Annotated in this window: 18 protein-coding genes and 2 pseudogenes; 8 read left to right on the forward strand and 12 right to left on the reverse strand. The window is 71.8% G+C overall.

The window, feature by feature from the left end; all coding sequences use genetic code 11:
- Nucleotides 1-111: 111 nt before the first annotated feature.
- The gene (locus IEY86_RS17190) at nucleotides 112-636 is read right to left on the reverse strand and encodes a hypothetical protein (protein WP_189132591.1); all 525 of its coding nucleotides are present in this window, start codon (nucleotides 634-636) and stop codon (nucleotides 112-114) included.
- A 514-nt stretch (nucleotides 637-1,150) separates the two neighbouring features.
- On the opposite strand from IEY86_RS17190, the gene IEY86_RS17195 reads away from it, so the two are divergent.
- The 3 genes from IEY86_RS17195 to IEY86_RS17205 all read left to right on the forward strand — a co-directional run bounded on the left by IEY86_RS17195 (nucleotide 1,151) and on the right by IEY86_RS17205 (nucleotide 4,735).
- Nucleotides 1,151-4,009 carry a lectin gene (locus tag IEY86_RS17195; RefSeq protein WP_189132592.1) on the forward strand — a complete coding sequence of 953 codons (2,859 nt, stop codon included), beginning with the start codon at nucleotides 1,151-1,153 and terminating at the stop codon, nucleotides 4,007-4,009.
- Between the two features lie 177 nt (nucleotides 4,010-4,186).
- On the forward strand, nucleotides 4,187-4,474 hold the full coding sequence (locus IEY86_RS17200; RefSeq protein ID WP_189132593.1) for a hypothetical protein: 288 nt from the start codon (nucleotides 4,187-4,189) through the stop codon (nucleotides 4,472-4,474).
- A 93-nt stretch (nucleotides 4,475-4,567) separates the two neighbouring features.
- Nucleotides 4,568-4,735 (forward strand): DUF7196 family protein, encoded by a 168-nt coding sequence (locus tag IEY86_RS17205; protein ID WP_189132594.1) that lies wholly within the window; start codon nucleotides 4,568-4,570, stop codon nucleotides 4,733-4,735.
- On the opposite strand, the gene IEY86_RS17210 is transcribed toward IEY86_RS17205, so the two are convergent.
- The 8 genes from IEY86_RS17210 to IEY86_RS17250 all read right to left on the reverse strand — a co-directional run bounded on the left by IEY86_RS17210 (nucleotide 4,707) and on the right by IEY86_RS17250 (nucleotide 11,795).
- Entirely contained in the window at nucleotides 4,707-5,600 is an 894-nt protein-coding gene (locus IEY86_RS17210) for a cytochrome c biogenesis CcdA family protein (RefSeq protein WP_189132595.1), read from the reverse strand. The two genes, IEY86_RS17205 and IEY86_RS17210, sit on opposite strands and share 29 nt — an antisense overlap.
- A gap of 26 nt (nucleotides 5,601-5,626) precedes the next feature.
- On the reverse strand, nucleotides 5,627-6,214 hold the full coding sequence (locus IEY86_RS17215) for a TlpA family protein disulfide reductase (RefSeq protein WP_189132596.1): 588 nt from the start codon (nucleotides 6,212-6,214) through the stop codon (nucleotides 5,627-5,629).
- Between the two features lie 193 nt (nucleotides 6,215-6,407).
- Entirely contained in the window at nucleotides 6,408-6,923 is a 516-nt protein-coding gene (locus tag IEY86_RS17220; RefSeq protein WP_189132597.1) for an SRPBCC family protein, read from the reverse strand.
- Entirely contained in the window at nucleotides 6,920-7,240 is a 321-nt protein-coding gene (locus IEY86_RS17225; protein ID WP_189132598.1) for an ArsR/SmtB family transcription factor, read from the reverse strand. Before IEY86_RS17225 ends, IEY86_RS17220 begins: the two co-directional genes overlap by 4 nt.
- Before the next feature lie 133 nt (nucleotides 7,241-7,373).
- The gene (locus IEY86_RS17230) at nucleotides 7,374-8,615 is read right to left on the reverse strand and encodes an SPFH domain-containing protein (RefSeq protein WP_189132599.1); all 1,242 of its coding nucleotides are present in this window, start codon (nucleotides 8,613-8,615) and stop codon (nucleotides 7,374-7,376) included.
- Nucleotides 8,616-8,686: 71 nt separating this feature from the next.
- On the reverse strand, nucleotides 8,687-8,911 hold the full coding sequence (locus tag IEY86_RS17235; RefSeq protein ID WP_229698513.1) for an NfeD C-terminal domain-containing protein: 225 nt from the start codon (nucleotides 8,909-8,911) through the stop codon (nucleotides 8,687-8,689).
- 407 nt (nucleotides 8,912-9,318) lie between these two features.
- Entirely contained in the window at nucleotides 9,319-10,197 is an 879-nt protein-coding gene (locus tag IEY86_RS17245; protein WP_189132600.1) for a diacylglycerol kinase, read from the reverse strand.
- Nucleotides 10,194-11,795 (reverse strand): FAD-binding oxidoreductase, encoded by a 1,602-nt coding sequence (locus IEY86_RS17250; RefSeq protein ID WP_229698514.1) that lies wholly within the window; start codon nucleotides 11,793-11,795, stop codon nucleotides 10,194-10,196. Before IEY86_RS17250 ends, IEY86_RS17245 begins: the two co-directional genes overlap by 4 nt.
- Before the next feature lie 17 nt (nucleotides 11,796-11,812).
- Here IEY86_RS17250 and IEY86_RS17255 point away from each other — a divergent pair, with 17 nt between their 5' ends.
- Nucleotides 11,813-12,403 carry a TetR/AcrR family transcriptional regulator gene (locus tag IEY86_RS17255; protein WP_189132601.1) on the forward strand — a complete coding sequence of 197 codons (591 nt, stop codon included), beginning with the start codon at nucleotides 11,813-11,815 and terminating at the stop codon, nucleotides 12,401-12,403.
- On the forward strand, nucleotides 12,400-13,932 hold the full coding sequence (locus tag IEY86_RS17260; protein WP_189132602.1) for a glycerol-3-phosphate dehydrogenase/oxidase: 1,533 nt from the start codon (nucleotides 12,400-12,402) through the stop codon (nucleotides 13,930-13,932). Before IEY86_RS17255 ends, IEY86_RS17260 begins: the two co-directional genes overlap by 4 nt.
- Before the next feature lie 10 nt (nucleotides 13,933-13,942).
- On the opposite strand, the gene IEY86_RS17265 is transcribed toward IEY86_RS17260, so the two are convergent.
- On the reverse strand, nucleotides 13,943-14,950 hold the full coding sequence (locus IEY86_RS17265; RefSeq protein ID WP_189132603.1) for an asparaginase: 1,008 nt from the start codon (nucleotides 14,948-14,950) through the stop codon (nucleotides 13,943-13,945).
- Between the two features lie 233 nt (nucleotides 14,951-15,183).
- Here IEY86_RS17265 and IEY86_RS17270 point away from each other — a divergent pair, with 233 nt between their 5' ends.
- A complete protein-coding gene (locus IEY86_RS17270) occupies nucleotides 15,184-15,981 on the forward strand; it encodes a VOC family protein (protein WP_189132604.1) in 798 nt (265 codons plus the stop codon).
- A 153-nt stretch (nucleotides 15,982-16,134) separates the two neighbouring features.
- On the opposite strand, the gene IEY86_RS17275 is transcribed toward IEY86_RS17270, so the two are convergent.
- Nucleotides 16,135-16,986, reverse strand: coding sequence for an N-acetylmuramoyl-L-alanine amidase (locus tag IEY86_RS17275; RefSeq protein ID WP_189132605.1), 852 nt, complete (start codon nucleotides 16,984-16,986; stop codon nucleotides 16,135-16,137).
- Nucleotides 16,987-17,524: 538 nt separating this feature from the next.
- On the opposite strand from IEY86_RS17275, the gene IEY86_RS37835 reads away from it, so the two are divergent.
- Nucleotides 17,525-19,072 (forward strand): NUDIX domain-containing protein, encoded by a 1,548-nt coding sequence (locus IEY86_RS37835; protein ID WP_308425148.1) that lies wholly within the window; start codon nucleotides 17,525-17,527, stop codon nucleotides 19,070-19,072.
- A gap of 105 nt (nucleotides 19,073-19,177) precedes the next feature.
- A pseudogene (locus IEY86_RS17295) lies at nucleotides 19,178-19,666 on the forward strand (aspartate/glutamate racemase family protein); the annotation flags it as partial.
- A gap of 63 nt (nucleotides 19,667-19,729) precedes the next feature.
- Here IEY86_RS17295 and IEY86_RS37840 read toward each other — a convergent pair.
- Nucleotides 19,730-19,825, reverse strand: a pseudogene (locus IEY86_RS37840) (FtsK/SpoIIIE domain-containing protein); the annotation flags it as partial.
- Nucleotides 19,826-19,874: the final 49 nt, after the last annotated feature.

A 19,874-nucleotide genomic window follows, 5' to 3' on the forward strand; every position in this document is an offset into this window, starting at 1 on the left:
AGCAGGCCCGCCCGCTCGGAGCGGGCCGGCTCCGCCGCCTCCGGTCACCTCGGGTGTACGCCTGCCTGCCGATGTGGAGCTCGGCGAAGGCCGTCGCCGCGGTCGGCGATGTCAGCAGACGACGCGGCCGCGCTCGCGCCGGACCGGCGCGGAAGGGTTCGGCCGTGGGGCCGTGCAGGACCTGCGACATCCACCGCGAGAACTCCTGGAACCGCCGGAGACGGCGCGGGCAGGCGTCCGAGTACCGGCGCCGATCGGGGCGATCAGGTGCGCGGACACCCCGGCCGGATGGAGCCTGCCGTACGACATCGGCTCCACCGCGTAGTTGTGCGTGTCCAGGACCCGCTTCTCGATCAGCGGGCCCTCGACGAGCGCCCCGCCCGGTACCGCGAGCCGCGCCCGCACCTGCTGCCACACCCGCTCGTCGGCCCACTCGGCGGCGACGCCCGCTTCGAGGTCCAGGACGTCGCCCCGCCCGGCTTCGCCTCCAGTACCGGGCACCCGTCCGTGACCCGCGCAGATTCCCCGCCTTTGGTGAACAGGGCTGAGGTCGCTGATCGGCGACGGCTGCGGATGGACGACGTGGTGGTGCCCGGTGAGGGCGGCGTGGTCGAGGATGTGCCGTGCCCCGTTCACGCGGATCTCGAACGAGCCATGGCGCGGCGGAGGCCACGAGCCGGTCCGCCAGGCCGCGCCGCTCCGGGGCGCGCACGGCCCACGCCTCGATGAATCCGGCGCTCGGCTGCTGTTCGATGGCGCCCGGCCCCGTGCCGCCGGCAGTACGCGGTCGATGCCCTGGCGCCGCGGCGCATTCGCCGACGTCGGTCCGGCTGGGACCCGCGCCGATGACGGCGACCTGGGTACGCGTGCGACCGGCTGTGAGCCGAGTGGACTGCGTCGGGGCGGAGCCGTCTTCCCTTCGAGACGCGCGGACGCCGCCCGGCCGCACCGAGGCGGCTGCCGGGCACCAGGGACCTCAGCGGGACTTGACGGTCCGTCGGTTCATCGCGTCCCGCCTCTTCCTCCTCGCGGGGGCCTCTGCCATAGTTCTGGCGATCCCTGCTCTTCGCGCTCGTTCTCGACCAGCACGTTGGACAACGTTGTCAAAGCACTTGGCGCAGTCACGTCAATCGGTTGCCAGGAGGAGCACATGAGTTCCCCGAGACCCCCGTCCAGGCCCAGCCGGCCGCGTCCCCTGCTGGTCGGAGCTCTGGCGGCGGTGACAACCGCCGCGGTCTGTCTCACCGCGGCCCCGGCGCAGGCGTCCCCCGCGCAGGCCGCTCCCGGACACGCCGGCACGGTGAAGGCCGCTCCCGCGAAGGCCCGGCAGCATGGCCACTCCCGCCCTCCCGCGGCCGTCAGCGATCCGGCGCAGTACGTGAACCCCTTCGTCGGCACCCTGCCGGGCGACACCGACTGGGGCAACGGCGGAGGCGCGGGCAACACCTTCCCGGGCGCCGACGCGCCGTTCGGCATGGTGCAGTGGAGCCCCGACACCGTCACCTACCAGCACGGCGGCTACTACTACAACGACAACCGCATCCGGGGGTTCAGCCTCACCCACTTGTCCGGCGCGGGCTGCGGAGACTTCGGCAATGTCCCGTTCATGCCGGTCCTCGGCGCGAGCCCCGTCAGCAGCTACACCTTCTCCCACGCCAACGAGAAGGCCGAGCCGGGCTCGTACGCCGTCACGTTCGACAATGGGCTGAAGACCGAACTCGCCGCCACGCAGCGCTCCGGGACGGCCCGCTTCACCTACCCGGCGGGCCAGAAGGCCTCGCTGTCGGTGGACGCGGCCAAGGCGTTCAACGGAGCCGACGGCTCGGTGACCGTCGGCACCAACACCATCTCCGGCTACACCGACAGCGGTGGCTTCTGCGGCGCGGGCAACAAGTACCGGATCTACTTCCACGCGAGCTTCGACCGCAACTTCACCTCGACCGGGGTGGTCGCGGGCAAGAAGGTCGACACCTCGCGCAAGAAGGTCTCGGGAAGCTCCCCGGGCATCGCCCCCGCCTCGCCGAAGACCGCCAAGTCCCAGCGCCCGCCCGGCGTCCAGAAGGCGCCGAAGCGCCGAGTGCAGGTCACGGGCAAGGCGGCGGCCGCCGGGGCGCAGGCGTTCGTCTCGTTCGACACCAGCGCCAATCGCTCAGTGGTCGCCCGGGTGGGCGTGTCCTTCGTCAGCCTGGCCAACGCCCGGGCCAATGTCTCGGCCGAGCAGGGCGGCAAGAGCTTCGACCAGGTCCGCTCCGGAGCCCGTGACGCCTGGAACGGGATGCTGGGCCGGATCGGGGTCGGCGGCGGCAGCGACACCGATCTGCGCCGCTTCTACACCGCGCTCTACCATTCGCTGCTGCACCCCAATGTGTTCAGCGACAGCAACGGCCAGTACATGGGCTTCGACAAGCAGGTGCACAAGGCGGCGGCCGGACACGCCCAGTACGCCAACTTCTCGGGGTGGGACGTCTACCGCTCCCAGGTCCAACTCGTCGCGCTGATCGCACCGGGAGAGGCCTCCGACATCGCCCAGTCCGCGACCGACCAGTCGGCGCAGGGCGGCTACTTCGACCGCTGGACCGTGGCCAACGGCGGGACAGGAGTGATGGTCGGCGATCCGCTGCCCATCATCGTCTCCAGCGTCCACGCCTTCGGTGCCACCGACTTCAACGCCTCCGACGCGCTGAGCCGGATGGTGGACGGCGCGAGCAAGTCGAGCGAACGCCCGGCCTACAACCAGTACAACTCGCTCGGCTACCTGCCCTCGGGGCAGGGCGGCGTCTGGGGCTCGGCGGCGACCACACTCGAGTACACCAGCGCCGACTTCGCCGTCGCGCAACTGGCCAAGCGCCTCGGCGCCGACGACACGTACACGACCTTCCTGCGCCGCGCGCAGAACTGGAAGAACCTGTTCAACACCGGCAACAAGTACATCCAGCCGCGCAACAGCGACCGCACCTGGCCGTCCTTCACGCCCACCCAGCAGAACGAGTACGTCGAGGGCAACGGCGCCCAGTACACCTGGATGGTCCCGTACAACCACCGTGCGCTGTTCGACCTGATGGGCGGCAACTCGGCCGTCACTCCCCGTCTGGACACCTTCTTCAGCAAGCTCAACGGCGGTCCCGACGCGGCCACCGCCTACCTGGGCAATGAGCCGACGCTCAACACCCCCTGGGCGTACGCCTACGCGGGACTGCCCTACAAGACGCAGGACGTCGTCAGGCGCGCGCTGACCACCATCTTCAAGCCGACGCCGGACGGCGAGGTCGGCAACGACGACCTGGGCGAGATGTCCTCATGGGCGGTGTGGGCCTCGATCGGCATGTACCCGGAGGCACCCGGACGCTCCGAACTCGTGCTCGCCAGCCCGATCTTCTCCTCGGTCGCCATCGACCGCGGCAACGGGGTCACCATCACGGTGAACGCACCGAACGCCTCGGCTTCCGCCAAGTACGTCCAGAGCCTCAAGGTCAACGGCGGCACGACGACCAAGCCATGGCTGTCGGAGGCGTTCGTCAAGTCGGGCGGAACGGTGGACTTCGCCCTGGGCACCAGTGCCAACACCTCCTGGGGCAGCGCCGCCGGGGACGCCCCGCCGTCGTTCGACGCGCCGGCCGTCTCCACCCCCGTCGGCCCGATCACCGGCCTGGCGGGCAAGTGCGTCGACATCTCCAACTCCGACACCAACAACGGCACCGCCATCCAGCTGTGGACCTGCAACGGCACGGGTGCCCAGCAGTGGAACGCCGCCGGTGACGGGACGCTGCGGGCGCTGGGCAGTTGCATGGATGTGAAGTCCAGCGGCACGGCGAACGGGACCGTCGTCCAGTTGTGGACGTGCAACGGCACGGGCGCGCAAGTGTGGCAGCCGCAGTCCAATGGAACGCTCAAGAACCCCCAGTCCGGGCGCTGCCTCGATGTGACCGGCGGCAATACCGCCGACGGCACACGCCTGGAGATCTGGGACTGCTCCGGCGCCTCGAACCAGGTGTGGCACCTGCCGACCTGACGCAAGCCGTTCGCCGCAGGCCCCGACCGGCCCGAAAAGCAGGACTCGCGGGCCGGTCGGGCCCGATGACGGGCGCAGGGGAGGTTCTCGCCGGGGTCCCGAGGCTCGCCCCGAGGATGTAACGAGGTATTCGCGACCGCGCTCCCTGAAGTGCCGTGTCACCCTACGATTGTTTTCATGAGCCTCCTGGCGTTTCTTCTCTCACTCGGAGTTAGTTGTCGTATTACGCGATTTATAACCAAGGACGTTCTGGCGGCGCGGTTCCGGTCCTGGGTCGCCGCACGCTTCGGTGACGACTCCAATCCGGCCTATCTGGTCTCCTGCGGCTGGTGCGCCAGTGTGTGGGTGGCGGCATCCGTCACCCCTCTGGCCTGCTGGATCGGCGAGACCCTGTGGTTCCAGGTCGGTGCCATCGCCCTCACCCTGTCGTACCTCACGGGCCTGGCGTCCAGCTGGCTCGATTGACGGACCTGGCGCCCGCTCAACCGGTATGACTAATTGGGCTGGAGTGTCGGTGTCAGCCCAACCGGGGAAGATGAATTCAAAGGAGGTAGTGCCATGGGATGCAATTGCGGAGGAGGTGCCCGCCGGACCGTCACCGTCTACCAGCTGACGATGCCGAACGGCTCCGCCCGCCAATACCACACCCGCCAGGAGGCCGACGCGGCCAATGCCCGCGCGGGTGGCACCGGCACCGTCACCGTGGTGACCTCTCCGTCCGGCTGATGCCCCGTTCGCGGCCGGCGGTCCCCCGACGGCGCCGGCCGCGATGGTGTGCCAGGCCCATGGCGAGCAGGAGGACGGACACTGCCGCGAGAACTGAAGGGCCGACGCTGTACACCCCCTGGGCCATCCACCGCTGTACCGTGCCTCCGGCCTCCACCACCGGGTCGGCCACCGGGCCACCGTTCATGACGCGCGCCTCGTACCAGCCGTAGTACGCGACATAGGACCCCACGAGCGCCACGAGCGCGCCCCCGAGCCGGGAGGCCGCAGCCCCCAGTGACCTGAGGCGGCCCACCACCGAGGAGCGCGTCAGGGCCACGGCCATGGCCGCCGCACCGACCACGAGTCCCATCCCGGCCGCGTACACGGCGAACCGGGTCACCCCGTCCATGACCGATCCGGCGCGGAATGCCGACATCACTATCACGAGGAACGGTGCGATGGTGCAGCCGAGCGAAGCCAGCGCATAGGCCGCGCCGAACAGCGCCATCGAGGGGATGGAGCGGGTGACGGCCGGTGCCCGGCGTGGCTTCGGCAGCAGGGCGGGCAGATCCCTTCCGGTCATCAGCCAGAGACCCACCACCGCCAGGAGCACTCCGAAGGCGACGGTGAACCAGGGCAGGTGCTGCTCGATCTGCCCAGCGACGGGGGTCAGCGCCAGCCCGAAGAGCCCGAAGACGACGGTGAATCCCATGGTCATCGCCGCGGTGGCCGTCAGGGCCCGGCCGACGGCCGATGCCCCGTCGGGGGAGTCGTCTCCCAGCACGAGCAAGGACAGATAGGCGGGCAGGAGCGCGAAACCGCAGGGGTTGACCGCGGCGAGCATGCCCGCGGTCAGGGCGAGGGCGAGAGGGAGATCGGTCATGGCGTCGGGTGCCGTACGCCGGGCCGTCAGCCGACCAGGCCGGCGACGCGCCGGTCCAGGTCCGCCGGGCCCGAGGGGACTGCGCTGTGCACGGTCCGGCCGCTGCTGTCGAGCAGGACGAACGCACTCTGCTCCGTGATCCCGAACTTCTTCCAGACGCTGCCCTTCTCGTCATCGAGGTGAGGGAAGCCACCGACCTTCATGGAAGAGACGAAGTCCCGCATCGACGCGGCCTTGTCGAGCCCGGCGACACCGAGGAAGTTGACCTTCCCCCGGTACTGCCGGGCGAGCTTCGCCGTCTGGGGCGCCTGGCCACGGCAGGTACCGCACCACGGCGCCCAGAACCACAGCACGGTGGGTTTGCCCGCCAGCGTCGCGGCGTCGAAGGGTTTGCCCTCGACGGTCGTGCCCGTGAACCGGAGCGCCGTGGGGGCGTTGCCGGGCGCGGGGGCGCCGGTGCCCCTGGAGGTGTCCGCGGCGCCCGCGGCCCGGTTGCCGGAACCGTCCGCCGTCCCGTCGGCCGAGGCCGAGCCACCACCGTTCTTCGTTCCGCATCCCGCCAGGACGAGCGCGGCGGCACAGATCAGGGTCGGCACGAGAGTACGGGCACGCATCAACAGCTCCAGAGGTCGGACCGGTCTCACAGTGGGCGGCAGGCGCTGCCCGCAAGGGACTCGCGCCCGCCGTGCTGTGGGGTGGTACGGCCCGGCGGCCGTCTGCTCTCAACCGAGACCCCGGCGTTTCGGCCGATGTGCGCCGACCGTTCACACTCCCGCCGTGGAACCGGGGCGCACGATCATGAGAAGGTCACTCCGCGAGGATCTTGCCGGTCTCGAGCAGGGACTTCAGGTCGCTGAGGATCCAGCTCCAGCCGCCGCCGGCGCCGCCGGCCTCCTGGGATCCGCTGACCAGCGAGGCGAGCTTGGGCGCGCCCGCCAGCTCATGGACGACCGTCAGCCTGGTGGCGCCGGCCGCCTCTTCGATCTCGAAGGTCAGACGGGTGAAGCCTTCCGCCTCGACCTCGGGGTCCATCAGCATCCGCCACATCAGCACGAGCTTGTTCGGCGGATCGGCCTCGACGACCTCACCGTCGATGACGACGTCGGGCATCTCGAATCCCTGCTCGGCGGCGCCCTTCACCATGGCCTCGCTCGGGTGGGTCTGGAACGGGGCGCCCGGACGCAGGTCGAAGTCGGTGCGGCCGCCGTAGCCGTACCGGTCGGTCCACTCGGGCTTGGTGATCGCGTCCCAGACCTTCTCGGGCGCGGCCTTGATGTACACCCGGTAGACCTGTGTGGTCTGCGCGGTCGGCGTGGTGGTCATGATTCGTCCTCCAGCTCTGCCTTGAGCTCCGCGAGCGCGGAGACGGGGCGTTCGGTGTACTTGTCGATCCACCGGTCGTGGATCAGCCGGATCGGAACCGGGTTCAGGAAGTGCAGCTTCTCCCGGCCGGACTTGCGCGTGACCACGAGGCCCGCCTCTTCCAGCAGTCGCAGGTGCTTCATCACGCCGAAGCGGGTCATCTCGAGCCCGGACTCGAGCTCGGTGAGTGTCCGGCCGTCACGCGCGAACAACAGGTCGAGCAGGAAGCGACGCGTCGGATCGGCCAGCGCTTTGAACACTCGGTCGTCGTCGGTCACGTCTTCAAGATAGGTGACCGAATGGTCACATGTCCAGTGGTGAGGTCGGCCGGTCCGGGAGGCGCTGCCGAGGTGTGCCCGGCGCGTGCCCGAGGTGTGCCGCAGTGCCCACCGCGGTGGGTGAGCGCCTGGACTAGGTCTTCTCCGCGCTCTGGGGTGCGGTCTGCGGCACGGCCGGCCCCGGCGGGGGCTGCGGCGTCGCCTGCGGCGCCGCTGCCCCGTTCATGCTCGGCAGCGTCGACGGCCGCTTGAGGGTGTCGAGGATCGCCATGCCCTGTCCGACGATGCCGGAGGCCATCTCATTGACGCCTTCGGTGCCGTTGAGGATCGTCAGGGTGGAGCCTGCGATCCCGCGGGCGGCCGCGTCGGCGAGGGCGGGCAGGTTCTCCACGATCCGGTTGGCCGCGATGAGTTCCTGGTTGCCGTCCTTCAGGGAGGCGGCGCGGACGGTGTTGGCGTCGGCCTGGGCCTGGGCGAGGGTCCGCTCGGTGTAGGCGCTGCCGTCCGCCTCGAACCGGACCTGGTCCCGCCGGGCCTCGGCCAGCGTGCGCTGCCGGTACGCCTCGGCGTCGGCCGGGCGCCGGACCTCCGCCTCCAGCCGCTGCGCGGTCAGCCCCGCCTGGCGCTGGGCGAGCGCCGTCTGCTCCTCGATGACCTCCTGGGAGGCCCTGGCCTGGGCGAGCGGTCCCGCCTGGGCGGCGCGTGCGTTCGACTGCTCGGTCTCGGCGAGGAAGCCGGCGCGCTTGATCGCCGTGTCCCGTTCGTACTCGGCTCTCAGCGCGGCGGCCTGCTGTTCGCGCTCGGTGGCTTCCTGGTCGGCCTTGGCCTGGGCGATCCGCGCCTGGCTGGCCACCGCGGCGGCGTGCGGGGCCGCGAGGTTGGTGATGTACCCGGAGGTGTCCTCGATCTCCTGGATCTGCAGGGCGTCGACGACGATGCCCAGCTTCTCCATCTCGCTGTGGCTGCCCTCCTTGACCTCCTGGGCGACGCGGTCGCGTTCCCGGATGATCTGCTCCACTGTCAGACCGCCGATGATGGAGCGCAGGTGCCCCGCGAAGATACGGCCCACGAGCTCTTCCATGTGGTTCTGCTCCGACAGGAAGCGGCGGGCCGCGTTGGCTATCGACACCTCGTCGTCGCCGACCTTGAACACGGCGACAGCCCGTACCTTCAGCCGAATGCCCTGCTGGGTCACGCAGTCCTCGGTGATCTCCGCCTCCCGCAGGGACAGGGACAGCACCCGCGCCTTCTGCTTGATGGGGAGGACGAAGCTGCCGTGGCCGGTGACGATGCGGAACTGCGTGTCGTGCGCAAGGCGCTTGGAGCCCGAGATGAGCAAGGCCTCATTGGGGGCGGGAACATGCCAGAACAACATCAGAGAACTCCTGTCATGTCGTTCACGGGAAAGGGAGCGCCCCGGGCCCGTCCGGCACGCACCGATCCGGCCTACTCCGCGGGGAGGGGCTCCACGACCACGGAGCGGGCCGAAGTGCGGTCCACGACCACGACGCGGACGTGCTTGGCGATCGGAGTCCGGGACCACGCGGCGAAGGCCTCGGTCCCGCCGCGCACCGCTATGAGCACCTCTCCGGGCCCGTCCGACGGGATGGAGACGGTGACGCGCCCGATGGCCCCCACCGGACTCTGCTCTGTGTCACCCAGTGCGTTCATGTGGTTGCCCCGTGCCGCTCATGCGCCAGGACTCCCGGTCGCCTCCGGAGCCGGTGACGGGACACTGCCTACGGTCATGGTGCGAACCTGTCCCCGGGAGGATTTTGAGCCACCCGACGTTGTCGCGCGTCGAGGACGTCGTCGGCAAGTGGGCCGGCGGACGAGACGCCCTCGATTTGGCTCCAGACTACTCCCGGCCCCCTTGGCGGACCCCTCGGCGGACGGCCGGCGTCGCCTCGCGGAGCTGCTTGTCGATCCATGACTCGAAGCCGACACCGGGCGGCTTGCGCTCTGTCACGTCCGGATCCTGCCTCCGGACTCCTCGTCCACGCCCGTACCCCGTCCAAACCCCCGTCCACCATGGACGGTCCCCCGGGGACCGCCGAAGCGCTCCCCGGGGGACCGGTTCACCGCGCAGGCAGGACGACGCGCAGGGCGGCGGGTGCGACGCGGACCGTCAGCGGCAGCGGTCCGACGAACTCGCCGTCGGCGTACGCGGTGATGCCGTTCGCGGCCAGCCGCGCCTCGCGTGCCTGGTGGGTGCGCACGGCCGGGTGGTGGATGTGCTGACCCTTGTACACGCGCGGGAAGACCCATACCAGCGTGGTCCGGTCCACCGGGCCGATGACGGTCACGGACAGCATGCCGTCGTCGGGCCGCGCGCCGGGGCAGACGCGCATACCGCCTCCGTAGGACGAGGTGTTGCCGACGGCAACGAGAACGGCCCGGGTCGTGAACTCCCGGCCGTCCAGCGTCAGGGTGTAGTCCAGAGGGCGAAGGGCCATCAACTCCCTGACGACGGCGAGGTTGTAGCGCATACGGCCCCTGGGTCGGCGCATGCCGTGGGCCCGGGCGGTGACCTTCGAGTCGAAGCCGCTGGTGAGGACGGTGCCGAACCACCGGTCCCCGGTGCGGCCGAGATCGACGGAGCCCACCGTGCCGTCCGCGATCACCTCCGCCGCTGCCGCCGGGTCGTGCAGCGGCACTCCGAGCGTGCGGGCGAAGTCGTTGCCCGTACCGGCGGGGACCACGGCCAGAGCGCAGTCGCTGCCCGCCAGGGCCTGCACGGCGATACTCACCATTCCGTCACCGCCGACCACGGCGAGGACACCGCCCCGCTCCGCGGCGGTGCGGGCCTGCCCGGCCGCCTCGGCCGGGCCGGTGGGCACGGCCAGGACCGGCTCGATACCCCGCCCGCGCAGCCGGGCCGCCACCTCGTGCGCGACGCGGACACCGCCGCCCTGCCCCGCGGTGGGGTTGACCAGCAGGGTCACGGGGCCGCTCATGAGGGGATCAGCTTGCCGGGGTTGAGGATCCCGGACGGGTCGAGCACCCGCTTGGCCGCCCGCAGCAGCTCCACGCCGAGCTCTCCCACCTCCTCGGTCATCCACGGGAGATGGTCGGTGCCGACGGCGTGATGGTGGGTGATGGTGCCCCCGCTCGCGGCGATGGCGTCACCGGCCGCCCGCTTGGCCTGCGCCCACTGCGCCCTCGGGTCCTCCTCGGCGGCCGTGACAACGGTGAAGTAGAGCGAGGCTCCGGTCCGGTAGACGTGTGAGACGTGGCAGAGCACGATCACCTCCGCGCCGTCGCCGGACAGGGCCCCGCGGACACCGTCGGCCACCGCGGAGTACAGCGGCAGCAGATCCGCCCAGGTGGCGGCGGTCTCCAGGGTCTCGGCGAGGACGCCCTCCGCCAGCAGCGCGTCACGCAGGTAGGGCCCCTGGGTCCTCGAACGGCGCCAGTCGTCGGCGGCCGAGGAGTCCACCAGGGTCCCCTCGTGGCGCTCGAGCAGGGCACGAGTGGTCCGGCGGGCGTGCGCGACCTCGTCCGCGGTGCCCTCGAACCCCATGACCGCCAGGCAGCCGGAGGGGGCCCGGCCCCCGGAGACGGCGGCGTTGACGAAGGTCTCGGTCTCGTCGGAGAGCCGGACGGTGTGCGGCCGCACGGGGGACTGCGCGAGACGGCGCAGCGCGGTGACCCCGGTGGTCCAGTCGGGGAACGCCCATGCCTCCTGGTGCGCCTCGTCGGGGATGGGCCGCACCTGGCAGGTGACCGAGGTGATGACCCCCAGGGTGCCCTCGGAGCCGATCAGGAGGTGGCGCAGATCGGGTCCGGCGGCGGAGGCGGGGGAGCGGCCCAGCCGCAGGGTGCCGCGCACAGTGGCGGCGGTCAGTCCCAGCACCATGTCGTCGAACCCGCCGTAGCCCGTGGACGCCTGACCCCGGGACCGGGTGGCGGCGTACCCGCCGATAGTGGCGTACTCATAGCTCTGGGGGCGGTGCCCGAGGGTGACGCCGTGCGCCGCCAGCAGCCCGTCCGCCTCCGGGGTGCGCAGCCCTGCCTGGAGGGTCGCCGTCATGGAGTCGGTGTCGACGGCCTCGAGGCGGTCGAGGCGGCGCAGGTCCAAGGTGATGGCGCCGCCGAACTCCCCGCGCAGCGGCTCCACTCCGCCGACCACGCTGGTGCCGCCGCCGAAGGGGACCACGGCGACGCGGTGCTCGGCGCAGGCGGCCAGTACGGCGAGGACCTCGTCGTGGTCACGGGGCAGGACCACGGCGTCCGGCGCGTTCGCCGCGTCGCCGCCGCGTCGGCGCAGCAGGTCGTCGAGGCTCTTGCCTCCGGTGTGCCGCAGCCGGGTGGCCGCGTCGGTGCGGACGTGTTCCGCACCGACCGCGGCGGTCAGCCGCGCGGCGGCGTCGTCACCGAGCGCGGGCTCGGGAAGCCGCACATCCGACTCCGTGGCGGACGGCAGGGGGTGGGGGCGGGCGCCGAGCGCCTGTCGGACGAGAGCGAGCGCGGAGTCGGAGAGCGCCGCCGGGCGAGCCGGGTCGCCCCAGGCGTTCCAGGCCATGTCGCCGACGCGGTGAGCGGGAGACGTCATGCATTACAGTGTTACACATGATGTCACGTCGTAATGTGGAAGACGAGATCCTCGACGCCGCCCGCTCCTGTGTCGAGGCCTTCGGCATCCGCAGGACCAAGCTGGCGGACGTGGCACGCCGCGCCGGTGTCAGCAGGCCCACCGTCTACCGCTACTGGCCCGACATCGACTCCCTCGTCGGGGACCTGCTGACCCGGGAGCTGCGCGCACTCATCGAAGGCGCGCGTCCGGCCGAGGGAGGGGGAAACGCGCGGGCCCTGATCATCGGCCAGTGCGCCGCCACCGTCCGGGGACTGGTCGAGCACTCGCTGTTCAGCCGGATCATCGACAGCGAACCCGAACTCCTGGCCACCTATACGTTCCACCGCCTGGGCGCCAGCCAGCACGAGGCGCTCGCGCTCATCGGTCGGCAGATCGAGGCCGGACACGCCGACGGCTCCGTCGGACCCGGGGACGTGGCCGCTCAGGCCCGCATCGTCCTGCTCGTCGTGCAGTCGGTCGCCACCTCCCGTCGGCTGACCGCAGACGTCCTGGACATCGACGGGCTCGCCGAACAGCTACGGCTCCTGCTCGACGGCTACCTCCGCCCGGAAGGGACCACGGCATGACCCCCACACCCCGCAGCACCTCGCTCAACGCGGACCGCCGCCTACGGGATCTGGAGGCGGTCGCCGAAGGTACCGCCGTCGATCTGCTGGTCGTCGGTGCCGGAGTCACCGGCACCGGGGCGGCTCTGGATGCCGCCTCCCGAGGGCTGTCCGTCCTCCTCGTCGACCGGCACGACCTCGCCTTCGGCACCAGCCGCTGGAGTTCCAAGCTCGTCCACGGCGGCCTGCGCTACCTCGCCTCCGGCGATGTCGCCATCGCCTACGAGAGCGCGCGCGAGCGCGACCTCCTCATGCGCCGCACCGCCCCGCACCTGATCCGCAGCATGCCGATGCTCCTGCCCCTGCACGCGCAGGTCTCCCCGGGCCAGGCCGCCCTCGCCCGGACGGGGTTCGCCGCCGGAGACCTGCTGCGCGCCTTCGCGCGCACCCCCGCGGGGGTCCTGCCGCGCTCGCGCCGACTGAACGCCGTCCACACCCGGGCGCTGGCCCCGGGTCTGGAGGCCACCGGTCTGCGCGGCGGACTGCTCTCCTTCGACGGCCAGCTCGTCGACGACGCACGGCTGGTGGTCGCCCTGGCGCGCACCGCCGCTTGGCACGGGGCCCGCGTCGTCACCCGCTGCTCGGCACAGGAGCTGCGCGGGGACGGAGCGACCCTGCGCGACGAGCTCACCGGGCAGACCCTCGAGGTGCCGGCGCGGGCCGTGGTCAACGCGTGCGGAGTGTGGGCCGGGAAACTGGCGTCCCAGGTGCGACTGCGGCCCAGTCGGGGGACGCATCTCGTCGTTCCGGCGTCGGCGCTGGACCATCCGCACGCCGCCCTCACCGTGCCGGTGCCCGGCTCGGTCAACCGCTTCGTCCTCGCCCTGCCCCAGATGGGCGGCCGGGTCTACATCGGGCTCACCGACGAGCCGGTGGACGGCATCCCCGACGTACCGCGCGCTCCCGAGTCCGACATCACGTTCCTGCTGGAGACCGTCAACCGCGCGCTCCACCGCCCACTGACCCGAGACGACGTGATCGGCACCTTCGCCGGACTGCGGCCACTGCTGGACACGGGGGAGCGGGGGCGCACCGCCGATGTCTCGCGCCGCCACGCCGTCCTGGTCTCCGACGACGGTGTGGTCACCGCGGTCGGAGGCAAGCTGACGACCTACCGGGCCATGGCCGAGGACGCCGTGGACGCCGCCGTGCGCACCGCGGGCCTTCCCGCCGGACCCTGCCGCACCACCCGGCTTCCGCTGGTCGGGGCCGCCTCGCGGCGGACGCTGGACGAGGTCTCGGGGCCGGACAGCCTGGTCGCGCGCTACGGCACGGAGGCGCCCCGGGTGCTGGCGCTCGCGGAGGGCCGACCCGACCTGCTGGGTCCGGTGGCCGCCGGGGTGACCGGAGCGGAACTGCTGTTCGCCGTCCGGCACGAGGGGGCGCTGGACGCCGACGACATCCTCGACCGGCGCACCCGCATCGGGCTGGTGCCGGCCGACCGCGAGGAGGCACTGCCGTTCGTGGAGAGCCTGTGCGCCGGCGTCTGAGCGCGGTCGCTCAGCCGAGCCGGCCGAAGGCGGCGGCGACTTCGTCCCGCCCGGCGCCGTTCGCGACAAGCAGCCTGAGCAGGACCCTGGCCTTGTAGGGGTCGAGCAGTCCGCCGTTGACCAGTCCGCGGCGCTGGAGGTCCGTCTCCGAGCCGATGGCGCCATAGGTGTGGCGGAGTACGGAGCCGCCGCCCGACCGTGAGGTCAGCACCACCGGGATGCGCTGGGACAGGGCGCCGAGCACCGGGGCGAGGTCGGACGACACATGGCCGACCCCGAGTCCGGCGACGACCAGGCCGTGATGCGTGGCCTCCAGTCCGTCGAGCAGGGCGCCGTCGTCATCGAGGGTGGCGGTGTGGAGGGCGACCCGTGTCATGCCGAGGCGTGCGGAAGCATCCGGGCCGGTCACGAACTCCTGGAGGAACGGCTCCCGGCGGTCCGGCCTCGCCAGGATGCGCGGCCGTCCCTCGATGACGTGGCCGATCGGGCCGGCGTTCGGCGAGGCGAAGGCCGCGGTACTGGTGCTGTGGGTCTTGCGCGCCCAGCGGGCGGCGTGGATCTCGTCGTTGAACACGACGAGGGCCCCGAGCCCCCGTGCGTCGGGCGAGGCGGCCACCCGGGCCGCCGCCAGCAGGTTCGCTGGGCCGTCCGCTCCGGCGAGCGTCGGATTGCGCATGGCACCGGTGACCACGAGGGGCTCCTGATGCCGCCACACCAGGTCCACGAGGAACGCGGTCTCCTCCAGGGTGTCGGTGCCCTGGGTGACGACGGCGCCGACAACGCCGGCCTCCACCGCCCGCGAGGCGGCATCGACCACCTCGAGCACCTGGGCGAACGTAAGATTGGCACTGGGTACCGCGTGGGCGTCCCGCACATCGAGGGGCACCCCGAGGTCGGCGAGCGCGGGTATCGCCGCCGTGAGCTCGGCTCCGGTCAACCGGGCGACGACACCGCCGTTGTCCGTGGAGTGGCCGGCCATGGCGATCGTGCCCCCGAGGGTGAACAGCGCGACACTCATACAAGGGCCTCTCCCTCGGAACCGCCGCCGGTGCGGGCACGCCGGCCGCCGCCACCGTACTGGATCATGACGGTGCCCGATAAGGCTCCGGGGCATCGTGGTCCCGCGCATGCGCCGTCGCGGGGAAGCGCGACGGCGCGGCCGCCGCCGTGCCTGCCGGTGGAGCCATAGACGGGCGAGTGTCAGTGGGGGGTGCCAGGCTGATTCACAAGGGACCTGCGAAGGGAATCACCATGATCACCACTGACTTTGTCCCCGGCTCGCCGTGCTGGCTCGATCTCGGCGTCCGCGATGTCGCGGCCGCGGCGGCGTTCTACGGCTCGGTGTTCGACTGGGAGCTCCAGTCCTACGGTCCGGACGCGGGCGGGTACGGCGTCCTCCGGTTGAACGGGAAGGCTGTCGGGGCGGTCGGGCCGCTCACCGAGGAGGGAGCCCGCTCGGCCTGGATGCCCTACTTCAACACCCCTGACGCGGATGCCGCGGCGAAGGCCGTCGAGCAGTTGGGCGGCACCGTTCGGGTCGCGCCGCTCGACGCCGACGGGGAAGGCCGCATGGCTCAGTTCACCGACCCGCGGGGCGCCCAGTTCGCCGTCTGGCAGCCGGGGAAGAGCAAGGGGCTCGAGGCGGTGGACGAGCCGGGCGCCTTGAGCTGGACCGAGCTCTACACCACCGACGCGGCCGGGGCGAAGGAGTTCTACGGCGCCCTCTTCGGCTGGCGGACCGAGGACATGCCGCTGCCCGGCGGACCCGAGGGCACATATTCGATCATCACCCCCGCGGGCCTCGGCCCCGAGCGGATGCAGGGCGGCCTCATGGAGGTCCCGGCGCAGTCCCTCGGGCTCAACGGCGGCCGCCCCTACTGGCACCCGGTGTTCGGTTCCGCGGACTGCGACGCCACGGTCGCCAGGGTCACCGGGAACGGCGGCAGTGTGCAGATGGGACCGGACGACGCGGAGGGGGTCGGCCGCCTGGCCGTGTGCATCGACCCCTTCGGCGCGGACTTCGTGGTGCTGACCCCGTCCGGGACCTGACCCCGTCCGGGACCTGACCCCGTCCGGGACCTGACCCCGTGCGGACCTGACCCCGTCCGGGACCTGACACCCCGTCGGGGACCTGACCCCGTGCGGACGTGACCTCGTGCGGGACCTGACACCCCGTCGGGGACCTGACCCCGTCCGGGCGGGTCACCGGGCGGGACCGCCGAGGAAGCCGGAGATTCCCCCGGCGATCCCCTGAGCCGCCCGGCCGCGCCAGGAGGGGTCCTCGAGCTGCCGCGCGTCCACCGCGTTGCGCATGTTGCCGCACTCGATGAACACCACCGGCACCTTGGAGAGGTTGAGCCCGGCCAGGTTCTTGCGGACCATCAGGCCGGAGCGGTCGCCGACGTAGTTGGCGGGCGGGAAGGCCGTCGCCCGGGCGAAGTGCGCGGCGAGCAGCTCGCCGAGGCGGCGCGACGGCGCCACTATGGGTGCCGTGTCCGCCCTTCCCTTTCTGAGGACGTCCGGCAGGAGGACGTGGAAGCCACGGGCTCCCGCAGCGGCGCCGTCGGCGTGTATGGACACCACCGCGTCGGCGCGCGCCTCATTGCCGATCCGGGCCCGTTCGTCGACACAGGGGCCCCAGGGCCGGTCGGCCTGGTGGGTCAGCTTCACCGTGGCTCCCTGCGCGCTCAGGATCTCGGCCGCGCGCCGGGTCACGTCCATGGTGAAGGCGGCCTCGGCATAGCCGTCGTTGGTGGACGTTCCCGTGTCGTCGCAGCCGGTGAGGCGGGTGCTGCCCTGCACCAGTTGGGTGATCTGGTGAATGTGGTCGCGGTTGCCGACGTTGTGACCGGGGTCGAGCACGACGACCTTTCCGGCGAGCGGCCGATCGGCGGGGGCCGAGGAGGACGCGGGCTTCGGGCCGCCCCCGGACGGCTTCCCCAAGACGCGCCAGGGCAGCCATACGGCGAGCCCCACCAGGATCAGGCCGACGAGTGCCGCCACGGCTGCGAGGCCGCGGCTGACACGGGTCCGGGGGTGCTGGTCCTTGCGCATTCGCAGACCTCCCGCCTGCCCTCGCTCACCGCCCGGTGGCCGACCGCGGCAGGACTCCTCCTGCCGACGCCCTGTCCGGGCGCACGGGCCGGCTGCTGGGTGTGTTCGCGGCGAGGCCGCCCCGTGGCGCCCCGGAGGCCGGGCCGCACGGGTGAGGTGGCGTAGTTGGGGAAGTGGCTGCCTCCGCCGTACGCAGTGCCGGTTCGGGTGCCGGGGCGAGCGGTTGGGGGAGGAGGCGGACAGGTGCGGGTATTGCCTGGTGAGGGGCCGGATGGGCGGTAGCGGCAGCCGATGACCACCATAAGGCGATGTCGAGCGGGCCACCATTTGTGAGCGGTCCGGGCAGCGCATGGGCACCGGTCGAGTCGGTGCCGCTGTGCTCCCGACACGCCCGGAGCCGCTGCGGCAGCGGGCATGGCCGTGTCACCCGTTCGGGTGCGCTACGGCCCCGGCCGCGCGGTCCTCGGTTTCGTTCCTGTCCAGGGTCACGCGGCGGGAGGCGTTGCCCTACAGCCGTGGACTCCGCCATCGTCGGACCATGAGCGACTTCGCCGCCGATGGGCGGCCCGTCACGGGCAGGGACATGGACAACGACCTCACTGACCGCCTCGCCCGCCATCCAGCGCCCCTCGCCGCCGTCGACGCGCTCATCCACGACGAGCGGGGCCGCGTCCTGCTCGTGGACCCGGTCTACAAGGAGGGCTGGGACCTGCCCGGAGGAATGCTCGAGGACGAGGAGATCGTCGAGGGCCTGCGCCGTGAAGTCCTCGAGGAGCTCGGCCTCCACATCACGGTCGGCCGACTGCTGTGCGTGGACAACCTGCCCAGGCGCGCCCACGGACGGTCGCTCATCGCGTTCGTCTACGCCGCCCGCACCCGGGAGCCGGTCACCGCCGCCGAATGGGTGCTCCGGGAGGACGAGTTGCGGGACGCCGCGTTCTTCCCGCCGCAGGAGGCCCTGGAGTTGCTGCCACCGGGCCTGCGCCGACGCGTGCGGGCGGCACTCGATGCCGAGCGCGGAGCGCACACCGCGCACTTGCTGGACGGCCGGTCGCCGGTCGCCGAGCCGCCTGACCACTACGCGACGCTTCCGGCCCCCATGGCCGCCGCGACCGCTCTGATCACCGACGAGCAGGGCCGCGTCCTGGTGCTCAAGACCTCCTACAAGGAGAATCTGGAGCTGCCGGGCGGGATGGTGCTCGCTGACGAGTCGCCGCAGCAGGGCGCGGCCCGGGAGATCTCCGAGGAACTGGGCCTGGACGATGTGCCCGTCGGGCGGCTGCTCGCCGTGGACTCGGCACCGGCGGGCAGGCGCGCCCGTGCGCTTGACGTGCATGTGTTCTCGGTGGGCCCGCTCACCAGCGAGCAGATCCAGGGCATCCACTTCCCGGACGGCGAGATCGTCGCGGCGCACTGGATGCCACCGAAGGAAGCCGTCGACTGCCTGCCCGAACGCCTGGGCCTGCGGGTCGTGGCCGCTTTGGGGGCCCTGGCCACCGGCAGTATCGCTCAGTTGACCGAAGGGGTGCCCCAGATCGGTTCCCCCGCAGGGGTGACCGCCGCTCGCCGTTCGGAGCTCGAGCGGCAGCGAGTCCTGAGCCCGGCCGACTATCTCGCGGTGCGGCCCAAGGCACTGGCCGCCGCCTGTGTGCTGTTCACCGACGCGGACGGCCGGGTGCTCGTCGTCCAGCCCACCTACCTGCGCGGCGACGGGTGGCTGCTGCCGGGAGGCGCCGTGGACAGCGACCTGGCGGAGACCCCTCGGCAGGCCGCGCGGCGCGAAGTGCGCGAGGAACTCGGCCTGGAGGCGGAGCCGGTGGGCCGGCTGCTGGCGGTGGACTGGCTCACCGGTCCACCCCACCTGGCGGAGGTGGTCCACGTCTACGACGGCGGCACCCTGTCCGCCGAGCAGATCGCGGCGATCCGCCTGCCTCCGCACGAACTCGCCCAGTGGCGCCTGGTCGAACCCCAGGGCCTGGAGGGCCTGCTCTACGAGCGCTTGGTGCCGCGAGTGCTCAGCTGCCTCGACGTACGCGCCGCGGGCGCCGGCGCGGTGGAACTCCACAACGGCTGGCCAGTGAACTGACCAGGGGCGGAATGGCAGTGGCAGCTCCGACAGCCGCCGAACCTGTGCCCCTGGGCTGCCCGAAATTCCCGGGGGTGGTTCGGGCGGGTGTGCGACAGCGGGCCGATGCGGACGATCGGGCTGCTCGGTGGGATGAGCTGGGAGTCGACGGCGGAGTACCACCGCGTGCTCAACCAGCTGACACGCGAGCGGCTGGGCGGTCTCCACTCGGTGAAGTGGGTGCTGTACTCCGTCGACTTCGCGGAGATCGAGCGGTTGCAGGTGGAAGGGCGCTGGGAGGAAGCCGGCGAGGTGTTGGCCACGGCTGCCAAGGCGCTGGAGTCGGCGGGTGCGGACATGGTGCTGATCTGCGCCAACACGATGCACAAGGTCGCCGATCAGGTCTCCGCCTCGGTGGGGATCCCGCTGGTGCATCTGGCCGATGCCGTGGCGGACGCCGTGCGCGCGCCGGGCCTGCGCCGCATCGGACTGCTGGGCACCGCCTTCACCATGGAGCAGGCGTTCCACCGCGACCGCCTCGAATCCCATGGCCTGGACGTCCTCACGCCCGTCGCTGAGGGGCGCGCGACCGTCCACCGGGTGATATACGAGGACCAGCGCCACCGGCTGTGGGGCGAGTTGGCGCACCAGGGTGCTCAGGAGGTTGGACTTGCCCGAGCGGGTTGCACCGACGATCAGCCAGTGCGGCACCCGCATCAGGTCGATGATCCACGCCGAGCCGCATTCCAGGGCCCCGACGAGTGCGGCCAGCATGCCGACCGGACGCGGCGGTATCAGAGCATCGGTGAGCGGAACCGCTGTA

The sequence above is a fragment of the Wenjunlia tyrosinilytica genome, from assembly GCF_014646055.1.
GTDB lineage: Bacteria > Actinomycetota > Actinomycetes > Streptomycetales > Streptomycetaceae > Wenjunlia > Wenjunlia tyrosinilytica.

What these genes read in the sequence shown, in the direction of transcription:
- IEY86_RS17260 (WP_189132602.1), top strand. Translation starts at nt 12,400, where the DNA reads ATGACCCCCACACCCCGCAGCACCTCGCTCAACGCGGACCGCCGCCTA.
- IEY86_RS17200 (WP_189132593.1), top strand. Translation starts at nt 4,187, where the DNA reads ATGAGCCTCCTGGCGTTTCTTCTCTCACTCGGAGTTAGTTGTCGTATT.
- IEY86_RS17215 (WP_189132596.1), bottom strand. Translation starts at nt 6,214, where the DNA reads ATGCGTGCCCGTACTCTCGTGCCGACCCTGATCTGTGCCGCCGCGCTC.
- IEY86_RS17245 (WP_189132600.1), bottom strand. Translation starts at nt 10,197, where the DNA reads ATGAGCGGCCCCGTGACCCTGCTGGTCAACCCCACCGCGGGGCAGGGC.
- IEY86_RS37835 (WP_308425148.1), top strand. Translation starts at nt 17,525, where the DNA reads ATGAGCGACTTCGCCGCCGATGGGCGGCCCGTCACGGGCAGGGACATG.
- IEY86_RS17255 (WP_189132601.1), top strand. Translation starts at nt 11,813, where the DNA reads ATGATGTCACGTCGTAATGTGGAAGACGAGATCCTCGACGCCGCCCGC.
- IEY86_RS17210 (WP_189132595.1), bottom strand. Translation starts at nt 5,600, where the DNA reads ATGACCGATCTCCCTCTCGCCCTCGCCCTGACCGCGGGCATGCTCGCC.
- IEY86_RS17270 (WP_189132604.1), top strand. Translation starts at nt 15,184, where the DNA reads ATGATCACCACTGACTTTGTCCCCGGCTCGCCGTGCTGGCTCGATCTC.
- IEY86_RS17235 (WP_229698513.1), bottom strand. Translation starts at nt 8,911, where the DNA reads ATGAACGCACTGGGTGACACAGAGCAGAGTCCGGTGGGGGCCATCGGG.
- IEY86_RS17230 (WP_189132599.1), bottom strand. Translation starts at nt 8,615, where the DNA reads ATGTTGTTCTGGCATGTTCCCGCCCCCAATGAGGCCTTGCTCATCTCG.
- IEY86_RS17250 (WP_229698514.1), bottom strand. Translation starts at nt 11,795, where the DNA reads ATGACGTCTCCCGCTCACCGCGTCGGCGACATGGCCTGGAACGCCTGG.
- IEY86_RS17195 (WP_189132592.1), top strand. Translation starts at nt 1,151, where the DNA reads ATGAGTTCCCCGAGACCCCCGTCCAGGCCCAGCCGGCCGCGTCCCCTG.
- IEY86_RS17275 (WP_189132605.1), bottom strand. Translation starts at nt 16,986, where the DNA reads ATGCGCAAGGACCAGCACCCCCGGACCCGTGTCAGCCGCGGCCTCGCA.
- IEY86_RS17205 (WP_189132594.1), top strand. Translation starts at nt 4,568, where the DNA reads ATGGGATGCAATTGCGGAGGAGGTGCCCGCCGGACCGTCACCGTCTAC.
- IEY86_RS17220 (WP_189132597.1), bottom strand. Translation starts at nt 6,923, where the DNA reads ATGACCACCACGCCGACCGCGCAGACCACACAGGTCTACCGGGTGTAC.
- IEY86_RS17265 (WP_189132603.1), bottom strand. Translation starts at nt 14,950, where the DNA reads ATGAGTGTCGCGCTGTTCACCCTCGGGGGCACGATCGCCATGGCCGGC.